The 16572-nt window shown below is 67.8% G+C and carries 16 protein-coding genes; 9 read left to right on the forward strand and 7 right to left on the reverse strand.

Translation table 11 applies throughout. From position 1 onward, the window contains the following. The first annotated feature begins 11 nt into the window (after nt 1–11). The 3 genes from LC041_RS08940 to LC041_RS08950 all read left to right on the forward strand — a co-directional run bounded on the left by LC041_RS08940 (nt 12) and on the right by LC041_RS08950 (nt 2986). Nucleotides 12–1325 (forward strand): M50 family metallopeptidase, encoded by a 1314-nt coding sequence (locus tag LC041_RS08940; protein ID WP_226532759.1) that lies wholly within the window; start codon nt 12–14, stop codon nt 1323–1325. 69 nt (nt 1326–1394) lie between these two features. Further along, nucleotides 1395–1763, forward strand: coding sequence for a YciI family protein (locus LC041_RS08945; RefSeq protein WP_226532760.1), 369 nt, complete (start codon nt 1395–1397; stop codon nt 1761–1763). Then, on the forward strand, nt 1760–2986 hold the full coding sequence (locus LC041_RS08950; protein WP_226532761.1) for an RNA polymerase sigma factor: 1227 nt from the start codon (nt 1760–1762) through the stop codon (nt 2984–2986). The genes LC041_RS08945 and LC041_RS08950 overlap by 4 nt, the downstream gene beginning before the upstream one ends. Nucleotides 2987–3001: 15 nt before the next feature. Here LC041_RS08950 and LC041_RS08955 read toward each other — a convergent pair whose 3' ends face one another. Continuing rightward, a complete protein-coding gene (locus LC041_RS08955) occupies nt 3002–4885 on the reverse strand; it encodes a chorismate-binding protein (RefSeq protein ID WP_226532762.1) in 1884 nt (627 codons plus the stop codon). A gap of 267 nt (nt 4886–5152) precedes the next feature. On the opposite strand from LC041_RS08955, the gene ispG reads away from it, so the two are divergent. Genes ispG through LC041_RS08970 form a run of 3 tightly spaced genes read left to right on the forward strand, consistent with a single transcriptional unit; the run spans nt 5153 to nt 7562 of the window. Further along, entirely contained in the window at nt 5153–6283 is a 1131-nt protein-coding gene (ispG, locus tag LC041_RS08960) for a flavodoxin-dependent (E)-4-hydroxy-3-methylbut-2-enyl-diphosphate synthase (protein ID WP_226532799.1), read from the forward strand. 19 nt (nt 6284–6302) lie between these two features. Next, entirely contained in the window at nt 6303–6635 is a 333-nt protein-coding gene (locus LC041_RS08965; RefSeq protein WP_226532763.1) for a nuclear transport factor 2 family protein, read from the forward strand. 60 nt (nt 6636–6695) lie between these two features. Then, nucleotides 6696–7562 (forward strand): hypothetical protein, encoded by an 867-nt coding sequence (locus LC041_RS08970; protein WP_226532764.1) that lies wholly within the window; start codon nt 6696–6698, stop codon nt 7560–7562. 2 nt (nt 7563–7564) lie between these two features. Here LC041_RS08970 and LC041_RS08975 read toward each other — a convergent pair whose 3' ends face one another. From LC041_RS08975 to LC041_RS08990, 4 genes are all read right to left on the reverse strand, one after another. Then, nucleotides 7565–8011 (reverse strand): hypothetical protein, encoded by a 447-nt coding sequence (locus LC041_RS08975; RefSeq protein WP_226532765.1) that lies wholly within the window; start codon nt 8009–8011, stop codon nt 7565–7567. Between the two features lie 57 nt (nt 8012–8068). Next, nucleotides 8069–8419 carry a GntR family transcriptional regulator gene (locus LC041_RS08980; RefSeq protein WP_226532766.1) on the reverse strand — a complete coding sequence of 117 codons (351 nt, stop codon included), beginning with the start codon at nt 8417–8419 and terminating at the stop codon, nt 8069–8071. Continuing rightward, nucleotides 8416–9318, reverse strand: coding sequence for a hypothetical protein (locus tag LC041_RS08985; RefSeq protein ID WP_226532767.1), 903 nt, complete (start codon nt 9316–9318; stop codon nt 8416–8418). The genes LC041_RS08980 and LC041_RS08985 overlap by 4 nt, the downstream gene beginning before the upstream one ends. 74 nt (nt 9319–9392) lie before the next feature. After that, a complete protein-coding gene (locus tag LC041_RS08990; RefSeq protein ID WP_226532768.1) occupies nt 9393–10808 on the reverse strand; it encodes an RNB domain-containing ribonuclease in 1416 nt (471 codons plus the stop codon). 93 nt (nt 10809–10901) lie between these two features. Between LC041_RS08990 and LC041_RS08995 the strand changes: the two genes are divergently transcribed. Continuing rightward, entirely contained in the window at nt 10902–11672 is a 771-nt protein-coding gene (locus LC041_RS08995; protein ID WP_226532769.1) for an isocitrate lyase/PEP mutase family protein, read from the forward strand. Between the two features lie 41 nt (nt 11673–11713). After that, the gene (locus LC041_RS09000; RefSeq protein WP_226532770.1) at nt 11714–13474 is read left to right on the forward strand and encodes a proline--tRNA ligase; all 1761 of its coding nucleotides are present in this window, start codon (nt 11714–11716) and stop codon (nt 13472–13474) included. Nucleotides 13475–13491: 17 nt separating this feature from the next. On the opposite strand, the gene LC041_RS09005 is transcribed toward LC041_RS09000, so the two are convergent. Beyond that, a complete protein-coding gene (locus LC041_RS09005; protein ID WP_226532771.1) occupies nt 13492–13995 on the reverse strand; it encodes a pyridoxamine 5'-phosphate oxidase family protein in 504 nt (167 codons plus the stop codon). Nucleotides 13996–14137: 142 nt separating this feature from the next. On the opposite strand from LC041_RS09005, the gene LC041_RS09010 reads away from it, so the two are divergent. Continuing rightward, nucleotides 14138–15178, forward strand: coding sequence for an LOG family protein (locus tag LC041_RS09010; RefSeq protein WP_226532772.1), 1041 nt, complete (start codon nt 14138–14140; stop codon nt 15176–15178). Here the strand turns inward: LC041_RS09010 and LC041_RS09015 are convergent. Next, nucleotides 15147–16502 (reverse strand): flavin monoamine oxidase family protein, encoded by a 1356-nt coding sequence (locus LC041_RS09015; RefSeq protein ID WP_226532773.1) that lies wholly within the window; start codon nt 16500–16502, stop codon nt 15147–15149. The two genes, LC041_RS09010 and LC041_RS09015, sit on opposite strands and share 32 nt — an antisense overlap. Nucleotides 16503–16572 lie beyond the last annotated feature (70 nt).

Below are 16572 nucleotides of genomic sequence, written 5' to 3' on the forward strand. Positions count from 1 at the left end.
AGCGTTGGCACGTGGAATTCCTGCTCTATCTGGGCGGCATCCTCTTCATGCTGATCGGCCTCGGACTGTCGATCGGCTTGCACGAGGTCGGCCATCTCGTCCCCGCGAAGCTCTTCGGCGTGCGCGTCGGCCAGTACATGATCGGCTTCGGGCCGCGCCTCTGGTCGAAGCGGATCGGAGAGACCGAGTACGGGTTCAAGGTGCTGCCCCTCGGCGGTTTCATCTCGATGTCCGGGATGTACCCGCCGTCGAAGAGCACCGGCCCCGCGTCCGGCGTGTTCCGTTCGCTGATCCAGGACGCCCGCTCGGCCAACGATGAGACGATCGCGGAAGGAGCGGAGGACCGCGTCTTCTACCGCCTGCCGGTGTGGAAGCGTGTGATCGTGATGCTCGGCGGTCCGCTGATGAACCTGATATTGGCGACCGTGGTCTTCACGGTGTTGGTCTCAGGCATCGGCGTCCTGCAGGGCACGACGACGATCGCTTCGGTGACCGAGTGCGTCGTCCCCGCAGGGTCCACCCAGACCGAGTGCACCGCGGACGACCCGGAGTCGCCCGCGGCGGAAGCCGGGATCAAGCCGGGGGACGTGATCGTCTCCGTCGATGGGCAGCCCGTGTCGGACTTCGCGGAGGCGACGGCGATCGTGCAGGCGGCGCCCGGTGAGACGCTCGATCTGGTGGTCCTGCGGGACGGCGCCGAGCAGACCCTGAGCATCACTCCGGTGGCCGCCGAGCGCACGATCACGGACGCCGCGGGCCAGCCTGTCCTCGATGATGCCGGTGACCCCGTCGTCAAGGAGGTCGGCTACGTCGGCATGGGGTCGCAGATGGGGTACGTGCAGCAACCGCTGAGCGCGGGGCCGCAGCTGGCGGCCGAGAACGTGGCCAGGGTCGGCTCGCTGATCGTCACGCTCCCGGTGCGGCTCTGGGACATCGGCGTCTCGCTGGTGACCGGGGGTGAGCGGGATCCGAACGGGCCCCTGAGCGTGGTCGGTGTCGGGCGTCTCGCGGGTGAGGTCGCGGCGACGGATGCACCCATCCTCAACCGTTTCGCCGTCCTGCTCGGGTTGCTCGGCTCGCTCAACGTCGCGCTCTTCGTCTTCAACCTCATCCCGCTGCTCCCGCTCGACGGCGGACACATCGTGGTCGCTCTGTGGGATGGCATCAAGCGGACCTGGGCGAAGCTCTTCCGACGCCCCCCTCCTGCGCCGGTCGATGCGACGAAACTGGTGCCGCTGACCGTGGTGGTCGCGGTGCTGCTGATCGCGATGGGTGCGCTGCTTCTGATCGCCGATCTCTTCAACCCGGTGAATCTTCTCGGTTGACGTGTCGAATTCGTCCTTGCTCGTTCGCTGTGGGGGTGAAACGGTTCTCAAGACGAAAGGACGAACCTCATGAAGTACGTCATCATGTTCACCTCGACTCCGCAGCTCGACGCTGCCGTCGCACCGGAGGTCGCACAGGACGTCTACGGGCGAGTGTTCCAGTGGTTCCAGGACAACGCGGATGTGATCGACGACAGCGGCGCCGAGTTGCAGCCGGTCGAAACGGCGACCACCGTCCGGCACGGGGCACGGGGAGCGGTCGTCGTCGATGGGCCGTTCACCGAAGCCCGTGAGGCGGTGGGCGGATTCAGCATCATCGACGTGCCTGAACTCGATGCGGCGATCGCTCTCGCCAAGAGCTGGCCGATGCTGGAGATGGAGGGCACTTCGGTGGAAGTCCGGCCCATCGTCACCGACTACAGCCAGTTCGAGCAGTGACCGTATCGGATGCCGCGTCGCCGTCGGGCGCGGCATCCGATCGTGCCCTCGAACGCGTTGTCCGCGCGGAGTCAGCGCGGATCGTCGCGTCGCTCACAGCCTCGCTGGGCAACCTCGATCTCGCGGAGGAGTCGGTGGCCGAGTCGGTGGCCGAGGCACTCGTGTCATGGCGCGAGAGCGGCGTGCCTCCGAACCCGGGTGGCTGGCTGACCGTCGCAGCCCGGCACAACGCGCTCGACCGGCTGCGACGGGACCAGCGGTATCGCCGAAAGCTCGAACTCCTCGCCACCGCACCGGCACCTTCCGAGAGCGCGATCGATGAGCGGGTGTCGCTGTTGTTCGGCTGCTGTCACCCCGCGCTGACCGAATCGGCACAGCTCGCACTCACCCTTCGCGCCGTGTGCGGACTCACGACGGAGCAGATCGCCCGGGCGACGATGAGCACCCCGACGGCGGTCGGGCAGCGCATCGTCCGGGCGAAGCGCAAGATCGGCGCGGCCGGAATCCCGCTTCGTGTTCCGATGGGTGCCGAGCGCTCACCGCGCCTCGACCTGGTGCTCACGGTGATCTCGGTGATGTACAACGAGGCCCATCTCCCTGCCGGCGGGGGCGCGGAGGCTGATCGCGACGTCGCCGAGGACGCGCTCTGGCTCGCCGATGTGGTCGCTCACGCTCTTCCCGGAGAGCCCGAGGCGCTCGGACTCGTGGCCTTGCTGAAGTTCCATCGCAGCCGCGAGCCTGCGCGCTCGCTCGGCGGGCACATCGTGCTCCTCGCTGATCAGGATCGCTCTCGCTGGGACGTCGGTCTGCGAGCACAGGCGCACCAGGCGCTCTCTGCAGCGGCCGCGCTCCGGCGACCGGGGAGGTGGCAGCTCCAGGCGGCGATCGCCGCGTGCCACTCGGATGCCCGTGAGTTCGCGGAGACGGACTGGGGGCAGATCATCGTCCTCTACGACATGCTGCTCGATCACGACCCGTCACCGATCGTCCGTCTGAACCGGGCGGTCGCCCTCGGGGAAGGCGGTCAGCGGTCGGCGGCTCTGGTCGAGGTTGAAGCGCTCGAAAGAGAGATGGGTCGCTTCCACCTCTGGCACGCCGTGCGTGCGGAGCTGCTCCGCGAACTCGGCCGAGAAGACGAAGCGATCCGCGCGATCCGCACCGCGCACGACCTCACGACGAACGAGGCGGAACGGCGGCTTCTCCGCTCTCGAGGCCTCTCCTGAGTCGAACTCCGTCGCTCAGGACAGAGCGTGGGAGACGAGGCGTTCGAGGGTGTGGATTCCGTCGCGCGACAGGATCGACTCGAGATGCCCCTGCACCGAAGCGAAGCGGGCGCCGCGGAGGGCGTACACGTCGCCGGAGGCTCGGTCTGCGGACACCTCGGCGGATCCGACGGTCGTCGTCCCTGGAGTCACTCGCGCCGTGAACGTGTTGTAGAAGCCGATCGATGCGTCCTCTCCGAATACCGGGACCGCTTTCTGCAGCCCCTGGTGCGGTGCGGCGAGCGGCGTCAGGGCGATGCCCAGCCGATCGGCGAGGATCTGATGGCTGAGGCAGACCGCGAGCAGCGGTGCTCCGGCGTCGAGCCGGCGGCCGACGATCTCGCGCATCCGGGAGATCCGAGCGCTCGTTGCGTCCCGCGGGTCGCCGGGCCCCGGGCCTGCGACGACGAGATCGGCGGCGTCGAGGTCCGTGTCCTGAACCTCAGCCCAAGGCGCGATCGTCACGGCGAGACCGAGGTGGCGCAGCTGGTGGGCGAGCATCGTCGTGAAACGGTCCTCGGCGTCCACGACGACGGCCGTGTGCCCGGCGAACGGTCCGGTGAAGTCCTCGCCCTGAGGGTTGAGCCAGAACTCGGCCAGGCGGGCGTTGCGCGAAGAAAGCAGCGCGGTGATCGCAGGGTCATCGGCGAGAGCACGCTCTCCGCCCGGCGCATCGGCATCGCTCCGGGCTTCAGCGACGCGGTCGCGATCGATCGCACCGATCGCTCCGAGCACGCCTGCCGCCTTGCCGTGCGTCTCCGACACCTCGCCCAGAGGATCGGAATGGCGGACCAGGGTCGCTCCGACAGGAACGCGCAGGGTGCCGTCCTGGAGGTACACGGTGCGGATGAGAATGGGGGCGTCCAGATCATGCCCCCCGTCGGTATTCGGGGTGAACAGTGCTGCCACGCCGGAGTAGTAGCCCCGCGGCTGATCCTCGTGACGACGGATCACAGCGCACGCGTTCTGCATGGGGGAGCCGGTGACGGTCGGGGCGAACATCGTCTCGCGCAGGATGTCGCGTGGGTCGAGGGCACTGCGTCCTCGGAGCATGTACTCGGTGTGCGTGAGCCGCGACATCTCCTTCAGATGCGGGCCGGTGATGCGCCCTCCGTCGGCGCACACCGCGCTCATCATCTTGAGTTCCTCGTCCACGACCATGAACAACTCCTCGGTCTCCTTGGCGGAGGCGAGGAAATCGGTGAGCGTGTCTTTGGTCGCACCGCCCGCGGGGTGGCGGAACGTGCCGGAGATCGGGTTCATGGTGACGACGCCCTCACGCGCGACCACGTGCGCTTCCGGGCTCGCACCGACAGCGATGTGTCCCGGTGTGAAGACGGCGAAGGTCCAGTACGCACCGCGCTCGTGAGTGAGGAGCGCGCGGAACCAGGTGAGCGCTGCCGTACGGTCGTCGACATCGATGTTCGCGGTGAAGTCACGGCGGATCACGAAGTTCGCGCCCTCGCCGCGCCCGATCTCCTCGGCGATGACCTTCTCCACGATGGCCGCGTAGGCGTCGTCGGCGATGTCGAAGCCGTCGTCGCGAAGAGGCACCGGGGTGTCAGGAAGTTGCTCGAGCAGCGTGGACGTCGGAAGGTGGAGGTGCTCGTCGACGATCACGCACCGCAACGGCGCGCTGTCGTCCTGTGCGACGAAACCGCGCTCACGCACCTGGCGGTAGGGGACCAGGGCGAAGATCTCGCGTGGGGTGCCCTCGAGCGTGAGCGGGATGTCGGCGAGCAGATCGACATCGACCACCTCGCCACTGAGTAGCTCGACCGTGTCGGCACCGTCGCGGGCGATCAGCACGAAGGATGCCGTCGGGTCAGCGCTGAGCTCGGCGAGTCGTGAGAGGGTCATCGATGTCTCCTGTGCAGTGCTCCGGCTCGGCGCAACGAAAAGACCGCCCCGGAGGCGGTCTGGATTCGTGGGAACGCGAACACACCGCCTAGAAGGCGGGCCACCAGGTGAAGTTCGCGAGCATGGGCTGAAACTACCACATCGCGGGGTGTCCGCCCGAGCGGCGGGTGCTCACCAGAGGCTGCCGCCGCAAGCGTCGGTGCGTCCGTCCAGCCCTCTCGCATCCGGGCGGCGTAGGCTTGAGGCGTGCCAGCAGTGAATCTCGGAATGCCGAAGATCCCCGAAGTCCTCGCCCCGCGCCGGAAGTCCCGGCAGATCAAGGTGGGCAAGGTTCTCGTGGGCGGCGACGCTCCCGTCAGTGTGCAGTCGATGACGACCACGAAGACCACCGATATCAATGGGACCCTCCAGCAGATCGCCGAACTGACGGCATCCGGTTGCGAGATCGTGCGCGTCGCCGTGCCGCACCAAGACGACGCCGATGCCCTCAAGATCATCGCGATGAAGAGCCAGATCCCGGTCATCGCCGACATCCACTTCCAGCCGCGCTACATCTACACGGCTATCGACGCCGGGTGCGGCGCTGTCCGCGTCAATCCCGGCAACATTCGGGAGTTCGACGGCAACGTCGGCAAGATCGCCGAGGCGGCCAAGGCGGCGGGCGTTTCGCTGCGCATCGGCGTCAACGCCGGATCGCTGGACCGCCGCATCCTCGCCAAGTACGGCAAGGCCACGGCCGAGGCCCTGGTCGAGAGTGCCGTCTGGGAGGCGTCGTTGTTCGAGGAGCACGACTTCCACGACTTCAAGATCTCGGTCAAGCACAACGACCCCATCGTCATGGTCAAGGCCTACCGGCAATTGGCCGAGCGCGGCGATTGGCCTCTCCACCTCGGCGTGACCGAGGCGGGGCCGGCCTTCCAGGGCACGATCAAGAGCGCCACGGCGTTCGGCATCCTGCTCGGTGAGGGGATCGGTGACACCATTCGCGTGTCCCTCTCGGCGCCGCCGGCAGAAGAGGTGAAGGTCGGGCACCAGATCCTGCAGTCGCTCAACCTCCGTGAACGCAAGCTCGAGATCGTCTCCTGTCCGTCGTGCGGACGCGCCCAGGTCGATGTCTACACGCTCGCCGAGAACGTCACCGAAGGCCTGAAGGACATGACGGTGCCGCTGCGCGTCGCGGTCATGGGTTGTGTCGTGAATGGACCGGGTGAGGCGCGTGAAGCCGACCTCGGCGTGGCCTCGGGCAACGGCAAGGGCCAGATCTTCGTCAAGGGCGAGGTCATCAAAACGGTTCCGGAGGCGGAGATCGTCGCGACCCTGATCGAAGAGGCCACCCGAATCGCCGCCGAGATGGGGCCGGAAGCGCCCCTCGGCACCGCGCAGGTCGTCACCGCCTGAGTCCCCGAGGAGCACGAACATGACCGAGCCCGCCCTCCCCGCTCCCGTTCAAGCGATGATCGATGCGATCAATGCCGCCGATACGGAGGCGTTCATCCGTGCGTTCACACCGGCAGGATTCGTCAACGATTGGGGCACCGTCAAGGCCGGCCCAGACGGCGTGCGCGGGTGGGCGGACAGCGACGCGATCGGAGCGGGCGCGCAGATGACGGTTCTCTCGGCGACGACGGAGGGCGACACCACCCGCACCCGCTTCGCCTGGTCCAGCAGCGTCTTCAACGGCGAGTCCGAGGGCATCTTCGTGGTCGAGGGCGACAAGCTGGCCAGTTTCACGATCCCGCCGTCGCACTGAGCCCTCGCGCGCAGGCCGTCAATCGCACGCCGAACAGCACCGTCGAATCCGAGGAGATCCATGTCGACGCCCACCATCGTGACCTTCGCCGACGGCACTGTAGACGGTGACGGCATCGTCTCTCGCGTCGAGCTCGGGCCGCAGGGGGCCGTGGTCGTGGTCGACGCGACTCCTTTCCACCCCGTCGACCACACCTGGCCGGATCAGCCCGGCGACAGCGGAGAGATCGCGTCGGGCGAGCGGGTTCTTCCGGTGGCGGAGGCCGTGATGGTGGCAGCCTCCGCCGACGGAGCCTTCGCCGTGGGCAGTGATATCCCGGTCAAACGCGGCGCCGACGGGTGGACCTGGTTGGTCGGGCACCGCATCGAGGCCGACATCCCGGACTGGCTGATCGAGGGTGCCCGGGTGAGGCTGTCCGTCGACGAGACGCGCAGAGCCGGACTCAGCCGCGGTCACACCGCCTGCCACCTGGCCTCCCTCGCGCTCGACCTCGCCGTCGCCGATCTGTGGCGAAAGGATCCTGGAGGGGATGCGCTCGGGAATCCCGACTTCGAAGGCCGTGCGAACCAGTCCAGCCGCATCCATGAGAACGGCGCCGTCGACGAGTACCGTCTCGGCAAGAGCCTGCGCAGAGCAGGTTTCGACACGGAGAATTTCGCTGCGACGCTCGCCGAACGCGAGGAGCGGATCAACGGTCGGCTCGCCATGTGGGTGGCGTCCGGCGCAGCCAGCCGCGTCGAGACGGACGGGCCCACGATCGTCGACCGTCGGCGTTGGCACTGCGAGCTCCCGGAGGGTGACGCCGCGATCCTCTGCGGCGGCACCCATGTCGACAGCCTCACGGCGTTCTCCGCGATCGTGGTCGAGCTCGATCTGAGCGACCCGCAGCTCCTCGTGATGACCACGACCGCGACTCCGGCGATCTGATATCAGCGGACGAATCCGGCCTGAACGCGACCACCCGCTCGCTGCAGCTCGTGCTCTACACGCGCGGCGAATCGCTCGATGTCTGAGGCAAGCAGCGGGCTGCTCCAGCGCGCACGGAGCTCATCGAGCGACCCGTCATCCCGTATCGGGATTCCTTCCACGAGCATGTGGACGATGACGGGGCGATGGGTTTCGATCCCGCGATCCGCCCACGAAGCAAAGCCTTCCGGAGTGTAGGCGAACACCTCGAAGATCTCGCCTTCGAACTCGTAGGTGGCCGCCTCGCTCGCCTGCATCGGGTCATCGAAGAGCGGATCGCCGATGAGGAGGAGATCGGTGTCGCTGGTTGCCGTGCGCTCTTCACGGGCTGTGCTTCCGGCAACGATCGCGATTCGCGCGCGGGGATAGGTCTCCGCGACGAATCGCTCAGCAAGTTCAGCATGATCCATGCGGTCAGAGTATCCGCCAACTGTGCTCGAGTCTGGCGACCTCGCTTCGGCGAACGGTCACCAGATCGCGCGGAGGACGCGCTGCGTGTCGGCGAGCGTGAGGCCCTCCCCGCGGGCGATGTCGGCCAGTGCGTGGGCGGCGTCGGCGATACCGCCCGCGACGGGGCTGGCCGTGTCGCTCACGCGCGTGCCGGAGCCGATCCGCGATGTCGCGAGCCCGTCTTCCTCGAGAAGCCGATACGCCTTGGCCACGGTTCCGGGGGCGATCGACAGGTCGGAGGCGAGTTGACGCACGGACGGAAGCCGGTCGCCGGCCAGGAGGTGGCCGGTCGTGATCAACCCGCGGATCTGATCGTGGACCTGTTCGGCCGGCGACTCTCCGCTGTCGCGGTGGATCGTGATGATCATGACGTGTGCGCCAGACGCGGTGTCCGTGCGCTCATCGGGACGCCGCTGAGGGCGGCGAGCAGCCAGAGCGCGATTCCTGCCGTGGTGGAGAGTGCCCACGCCACGAACAGAGCAGGCTCCATCGCGGCGAACGGCGTGCCGAGGGACACCATGCCGAGGGGCCCAGCCTGTGCCGACAGCATCATCGATGCGGTGCCGCGGAGCGAGCTGAACACGACGGCGAGGTGCAGCAGGACGGCACCGCATGCGATCCGTGCGATGTTGGTGGCTCGGAGCCGCCGGATCGCGGTATCGCGGTCGATGTCGTAGCTCCAGGCTGGACGGGGGAGCAGGAGCCAGCCGATCGCGGTGGAGAGGAGGAGCACGCCGAGCAGCGCCAGCGCTGGCAGCGAGTAGTGCCAGCCGTAGATCCCTGTCGAGGCCGAAGTGCCTGAGGATCCCAAGGTGATCGAGAATCGTGTGTACTGCCCCCGCTCATCCGTCTCCGAGGCGGCTCCGGCGGCAAGAGCGAGCGTGACGGCGACGACTGCGAGGATGCCGAGGACGATGGGCTGTCTCGGCCGGACGAATGCTCGGACTGTGCGCGGGACGAGCTGTGCCGAGGCGTCCATCTGTGCGGACCGCGAGGGGAGCGAGAGCAGGATCACGCTGACGACGCCGAGTATCAGCGGGAGGGCGGCCCTGGTCCCGAGGTCCCACCAGAGCTGCGGTCCGACGCCGAAGTCCCCCGCGAGGGGAGCGAGGAAGACGATCACCGGGACTCCGCCGGCGAGGGCGGTGACCACCGCGTCTCTCGTCGCGAGCCGCGGCTGTCCGCGAAGGAGGGTGAACCGCAGCGTGAGCGCGATCACCGCGGCGAGCACGCTGGGCCCCCAGACCAGGAGCAGGAACAGGAACATCGTTGCCTCCCAAAGCGTGTCACTGCATTGATACATTATGTGCCAATACGGTGACACACTTCAAGGCGTGGCTCTCAGACGGCGAACTCGACCTCGCCCTCGGCGATATCCGCTCGGACGACCTTCAGGCGCACGATGTCTCCCGGGGTCGCCTCGGCGGGCACCGGTGCGGTCGCCGTGACCGCGGGATCGGCGATCTGTACGCTGGCGCGCTCTCCGCGCAACTCGATGACCGTCGCATCGATCGTCGTGCCGACTAGGGGGACGAGAAGAGCTGCCTCGACGGTGTTGATCGTCGAGGAGTTCAGCCGTGACGCGCGCTGACCGGATTCCTGCATGAGGGCGGGGAGCTCGGCGAGCGAGGCGCGCGCCCACTCCGGAGCCGGAACTCCACTCGACGCCGCGAGGCAGATCGCGAGGCTCCAGCGGTCGACGAGCCGACGCAGGGGAGCGGTCGCATGAGCGTAGGGCGCGGCGATCGCGGCCTGCACGGTGTCCTTCGGACGGGATCCATCGAAGGTGACGTACCCCGCGCCGCGGAAGAGCGACGCCGCGGCCTCGAGCACCGGAAGAGTGACCGGGTCGGTGCGATCGAGTTCCCGCAGATAATCACCGTAGGTGCCCGCCGTCCACGGTCGTCCGAGTGCCGCCGTCTGGTGACGGAACGCACTGAACGCCGCGTCATCGGGTTCGGGCATCGTACGGAGGATCCCCACGCCGGTTTCGAGCATGAGGGACGCCGCTGCCATACCCGTCATGAGTGAGAGCTGCGCGTTCCATTCTTCGACGGGAAGAGGGCTGCGGCGCTCGATCGAGTAGGTGCCGTCCGAGGCCCGGACGACTTCCTCATCGGGGAGATTGAGGCTCGCCCCGCCACGTGACCGTTCCTGTTCGAGGCGCAGCGCGCCGATCTCCGGCAGCAGAGCGGCCGGTCCGTCGTCGCCGCGATCCAGCGCCTGCTGCGTGGTCACGTATTCGAGCTGGGCGCGAGAGCGGATGAGTGCGCGCTCCAGGCGGAAGTCCCGGACCGCCGCCGCGGCATCGAGATCGAAGGTCCACACCAGCGCCGGGCGGTCCGCATTCGCGAGCAGCGAGGCACGGTCCTCACTCAGCGCTCGGGGATGCAGCGGGATCGAGCCGTCCGCCGCATACAGGGTCTGCCCGCGGCGCCGCGCTTCGGCGTCCACCGCTCCACCGGGCACGACGAATCCCGGAACATCAGCGATCGCGTAGCGCACCCTATAGCCCGTGCCCGCGCGTGTCAGGTGAAACGCCTGATCGAGGTCGCGCGAACCCTTCGGATCCAGCGTCGCGAACGGCACGTCCCTGAGGTCGAGATCCGGGACGGTCACGGCGCTGGTTGCGGCTTCGGCGAGCGCTTCGGGCGGGAATTCGAGCGACGCCTCGGAGGATTCCCGGAGCGCGGCCAGGGCGGCGGCGAGCTCGCTCCGCGTGGCGGAGGAGGACACATGCGATCGGCGCTGCGGCATGTCTCCACACTATGCTGGCTCCCTCCGCGGCTGCGCGAGGTCGGATCCGCCGAAGCCGGCCCGACCGTCCGCGGGCCGCGTTACCGTGGGTACATGACCACTGCAGCCAAGGCCCAGACTCTTGTCGGACTCTATGACGCTCCGGAGATCCTCCGCGTCGTGAACGTGTGGGACGTCGTCTCAGCGAAGGCCGTCGCCGCGCTCCCGGAGACGAGAGCACTCGCGACCGCGGGGCACGGCATCGCCGCCTCGTTCGGCTACGAGGACGGCGCTACGCCGCGGGAGGTCATGATCGACATGGTCGGACGGATCGCCGCCGCTGTGCAGGTTCCCGTCACCGCCGACCTCGATGACGGCTACGGGGACGCGGGAGAGACCGCGCGTCTCGCCATCGCAGCAGGTGTGGTCGGCGCGAACGTCGAGGATCGTCTCAAGCCGCTCGACGAATCCGTCGCCGCCGTCGAGGCGATCGTCAGGGCCGCTGAAAGCGAAGGCGTGCCGTTCGCGCTCAACGCGAGGACCGACGCCTTCGTTCGTGCGGGCGGGCGTTCTGTGAAGGAGAGCGTCGCCGATGCCATCCAGCGCGGTCGCGCCTACCTCGATGCCGGAGCAACCGCGGTCTTCGTTCCCGGGATCCTCGACATGAACGTCACCCGCCAGCTCGTCGACGGTATCGGTGAGCGCAAGGTCAGCGTCATCGGCCTCCCCGGAGCGCTTGCCGCCTCGGAGTACGAGAAGCTCGGCGTCGCCCGCATCTCCTACGGTCCTCTTCCGCAGCGGGTCGCGCTCACCGCCCTGCAGGAACTCGCGGCCGACCTGTACGCCGGCGGGGTCGTTCCTGCGAACCTCCCGGCGCTCAACTGACGTCGTGAAGACGAGTGACCACGGCTCACTAGACTTGCTCCGTGGTCACTCGTCTTTCGAACTTCTTCCTCCGCACGCTCCGTGAAGACCCTGCAGGCGCAGAGGTCACCAGCCACAAGCTGCTGATCCGGGCCGGGTACATCCGACCGCAGGCCGCCGGGATCTTCGCGTGGCTGCCACTCGGTCTGCGGGTCAAGGCGAAGATCGAGTCCGTCGTGCGCGAGGAGATGGCCGCAGCCGGCGCTCAGGAGGTGCATTTCCCTGCCCTCATGCCGCGTGAGGCGTACGAGGCGACCGGCCGTTGGGAGGAGTACGGCGACCTGCTGTTCCGTCTCCAGGATCGCAAGGGCGGCGACTACCTTCTCGCCCCCACGCACGAGGAGGCGTTCACGTTGCTCGTGAAAGACCTGTACTCGTCCTACAAGGACCTCCCGCTCACGATCTACCAGATCCAGGACAAGTACCGTGACGAGGCACGTCCGCGTGCGGGCCTGCTCCGTGGCCGCGAGTTCACGATGAAGGACGCCTACTCGTTCGATTCCTCCGACGAGGGGCTGGACATCAGCTACCAGGCGCAGCGCGATGCCTATGAGCGCATCTTCCAGCGCCTCGGTCTCGAGTACGCGATCGTCCAGGCGGATGCCGGCGCGATGGGGGGCTCCCGAAGCGAGGAGTTCCTGCACCCGACGCCTGTCGGCGAGGACACCTTCGTGCGCAGCGCGGGTGGCTACGCCGCCAACGTCGAGGCGTTCACGACCGCGGTCCCCGACGCCGTCGCTTTCGACGCCGATGCGGCCCCGGTCATCTTCGATTCGCCCGACACCCCGACGATCGAGACGTTGGTCGCGCACTGCAACCGGGAACTCGACGGCGAGTACACGGCCGCGGACACCCTCAAGAACGTGGTTCTCGCTCTCACGCATCTCGACGGGACCCGTGAGCTGGTCATCGTCGGCATCCCCGGCGACCGCGACGTCGACGAGAAGCGCGCGGAGGTGGCGTTCGCTCCCGCCGAGGTCGAGACCGCGACGGCCGAGGACTTCGAGAAGAATCCGCTGCTCGTGCGGGGCTACATCGGGCCGTGGTCACCCACCGGCGCCGTGCTGGGTGAGGAATCCGCGACCGGCATCCGCTACCTCGTCGATCCGCGCGTGAGCGAGGGAACGGCGTGGATCACCGGTGCGAACATCGACCAGAAGCATGCCCACTCTGTCGTCGCGGGGCGTGACTTCGCCGTCGACGGCATCGTGGAGATCGCGAACGTGCGTGCCGGAGACCCGGCTCCCGATGGATCCGGCCCCGTCGAGCTCGCCCGAGGCATGGAGATCGGCCATGTCTTCCAGCTCGGCCGCAAGTACGCCGAGGCGCTGGGCCTGAAGGTGCTGAACGAGAACGGCAAGCTTGTCACCGTCACGATGGGCTCCTACGGAATCGGTGTGACCCGCATCCTGGCGATCATCGCCGAGCTCAACAACGACGACAAGGGTCTCATCTGGCCGGCATCGATCGCGCCGTTCGATGTCCAGGTCGTCGCTGCCGGTCGAGACCAGGTCGCCTTCGACGTCGCGGAGAGCCTGTCCGCTGAGCTCGAGGGCGCCGGTTTCGACGTGCTCTACGACGACCGCCCGAAGGTGTCGCCCGGAGTGAAGTTCGGCGACGCCGAACTCGTCGGCGTACCGAAGATCGTCATCGTCGGACGCGGCGCGGGCGAGGGACAGGTCGAGCTGTGGGACCGTGCCACCGGAGATCGGGACGCGATCTCGGTCGACGACGTCGTCGAGCGCCTCACGGCCTCGCGGTGAGATCCGCGGCCGCGTCGTCAGCAGACGATGCGGCCGTGGTTCATGATGTCGTCATCCGGTGTGTCGCGGGTGACGAGGGACTTGAGCGCCCCGGCTGCAAGAGCGAGCTTGCCCTTGGCGGGCTCCCAGAACTCCGTCACCGTCGGCGTGACTCTGAGAAGCGCGATGCCGGGTGTGTCGAGGCCGTCGGCGAACCAGATCTCCAGCGACGGGGAGTAGAGCTCCTCCATCTTGGCGCGGTCGTGCACGATCTCGGCCGTACCGGCGACGGAAACGTAGCGCATTCCCCTGGCATCGCAGTAGGCGAGACCGACGTCGCGGTTCTGTCGCGCCTCATCGACCTTCTCGGTGTCCTCGGCCGTGAAGAACCAGATGTCTCCGGCGTCGTCCATCTGTCGGGTCGACATCGGTCGGCTCACGAGGTTGCCGTCCTCATCGGTCGTGGTGAGCATCGTGATGTCGATCTCTTTCACGAGCTCGGCGACGCGGGCGAGGGCTTCGGCTCCTGTGATCTCCGTCATGACATCAGCGTGCCGCCCGCCGTGCGGGCCGTCACGGGCATTGACACCACCGCGGTGTCGTGATCACAGCACGATCGACTGCGTCGCGACGGTGACCGGCGTTGCGACCCCCGGTCCTCCCGCCGCATGCCACGCTGGGGACATGAACGACGAACCTCTGCCGGAAGCGCTCAGCGCCGAGATCAACACCGTCCTCGACGACGCGGGTGTGCACGCCGATCGACGACTGGTGATGAGGATGCTGCGGACCGCGATCCTGCTGGGGGAGGACGGGGCGGACCGTCTCGACCTGAAGATCGCCTCTGCGGCGCTGGCGGAGATGCGCGACGCGTTCCTGCTGTTCTCCCCCTTCCGCGGCGTCCCCAAGGTCACCGTGTTCGGCTCGGCGCGCACCAGGCAGGATGACCCGCTGTATGTGACCGCTCGGGACGTCGCCGCGGCACTGGCCGGTGATGGATGGATGGTCGTCACCGGTGCAGGTCCCGGCATCATGCAGGCCGCGTCAGAGGGCGCGGGGCCCGCGCTCTCGCTCGGCGTGTCGATCCGGCTGCCCTTCGAGGAGAAGCCGAACGGTTTCGTCACCGGTCAGGATCATGTGGTCGCGATGAAGTACTTCTTCACCCGCAAACTGATGCTCATCAAGGAGTCGCTCGGCTTCATCTGCCTCCCTGGCGGTTTCGGCACGCTCGATGAGATGTTCGAGCTGCTCACCCTCCAGCAGACCGGCAAGGCGGAGCCGACACCCATCGTGCTCCTGGATCAGCCGGGCGGGACGTTCTGGCAGGGCCTTCGCGGTTTCATCGACGATCACCTCGCTCCCACAGGTGTCATCTCCGAGGGGGACTTCGACCGCGTCGTCATCACCGACTCCGTGGATGCGGCGCGCGCGGAGATCACCGGCTTCTGGCACAACTACGACTCGCTGCGCTGGGTCGGCGATGCGCTGATCCTACGGCTGCGGGAAGAGCCGACGGATGCCGAGGTCGACGCGCTCAACGAGGAGTTCGCCACGATGCTGGCTTCGGGGCGTATCGAGAAGACGAATCCGCGGCAGCCGGAGATCGCCGACGACGACCGACTCGAACTGCCCCGACTGGTGCTCCACCTGGATCAGCGTCAGGTCGGAAACCTGTTCCGGTTGATCGGGGCGATCAACGCTCTTCCATCCGCTCCCGCGCGGTGATCCCGGCGGCGAACTCGGCGAGGTCGACCGCGCGGCCGAGGATCCTCTCCGCTGCTCGGTGCCCGGAATAGAACGCGGCACCGACCGTCGCGGGTTCGTCGCCCCAGGTGGCTTCTCCCGCGAAATGCACCACATCATCCACAGGACCGGCCAAGGCATCATGGTCGTGGTGCGTCGATCCCACCGCCAGATGCGAGTAGGAACCGTTCGAGAACGCATCCGGTCCCCAGTGCGTGATCCAGTGGGCGCGAGGCGTGCCGACCGCGTCGCCGTACAGGCCGCGGAGCGCGCGCAGGACGTCGGCGACCACCTCCTCGTCCGGAAGCTCCTGCATGCGCTGCCCGAAGGGGCCGGCCGCGAACGTCAGGAGCGTGGGCAGTCCGCTGACGGCGGACACGTCGTACCAGGAGTGCCAGTGCTCCCCGGCCTCGCCCAGAGCGCGGATGACGTAACTCCCTTCGTTCCAGAAGCGCGCGGGGAACTGCAGGAAGATCTTGTTGAACACCCCCATGCCGAGCCGGTCGATCGGTCCCGCGACCGTGTCCGGCAGAGCAGGGACGAACTCGATCGTTCCCGCCTTCAGGACGCCCAGCGGGATGGTGACGATCACGCGGTCGGCGGTGTACACGGTGTCGCCCGCGTGCACGACGACGCCATCCGTCGCCCGATTCACGCGCGAAACCGGCCTCTCGGTGCGAACGTCGAGCCCTGCACCGATGCGCCGGGGGAGTTCGTCGTACCCGCGGGGGAAGATCACCTCGTCGCCCTCGATGGCGTCCTCGTCGAGGCCGTGTGCATCCAGGTCGCCGATCCAGGCGCCGCACTGCTCCTCCACGCGGTGGCGGAAGAACTCGCGGATCTCATCGATGCGCTCTGGTGAGAGTCCGGAACGATCGAGGGCGCGCTCGGTGACGTCGAGGTAGGTGTCCCCGGGGATCGAGGCCGCGATCTCCGCGGCGAGCAGGCGGTCGGCCTCATCGACATCGGCGATCCACTGCGCGGTGGCAGTGTCATCCATCGCCCGCCCCTGGCCGTCGAAGTTGTCGATCGGTCGCCCGCCGACCTGGAAGCTGCCCACCGTGTACTCGATGGTCGGAACCCCGAGCGCCTGGACGAAGTCCCACAGGGGAGAGTCGTCGATCCCGTGGATCCACGATGCGCCGAGGTCTACGGGGAACCCCGCGCTCCGGTCGGTGTGCATGCGCCCGCCGATGCGGTCGCGTGCCTCGAGGACGACGACACGCTGCCCGGCGTCGGCGAGCATGCGGGCAGCGGTCAGCCCCGACATGCCCGCACCGATGACGATGGTGTCGAATGCGCTCACGTGGTCCTCCTCGTCCGGGTCCGGGGTGACTCCGCTGCCGTCGTGGCAGGGTCCGGTCGGCACAGGGTAT

The sequence above is a fragment of the Microbacterium paraoxydans genome (genome assembly GCF_020524545.1).
Lineage (GTDB): Bacteria > Actinomycetota > Actinomycetes > Actinomycetales > Microbacteriaceae > Microbacterium > Microbacterium paraoxydans_C.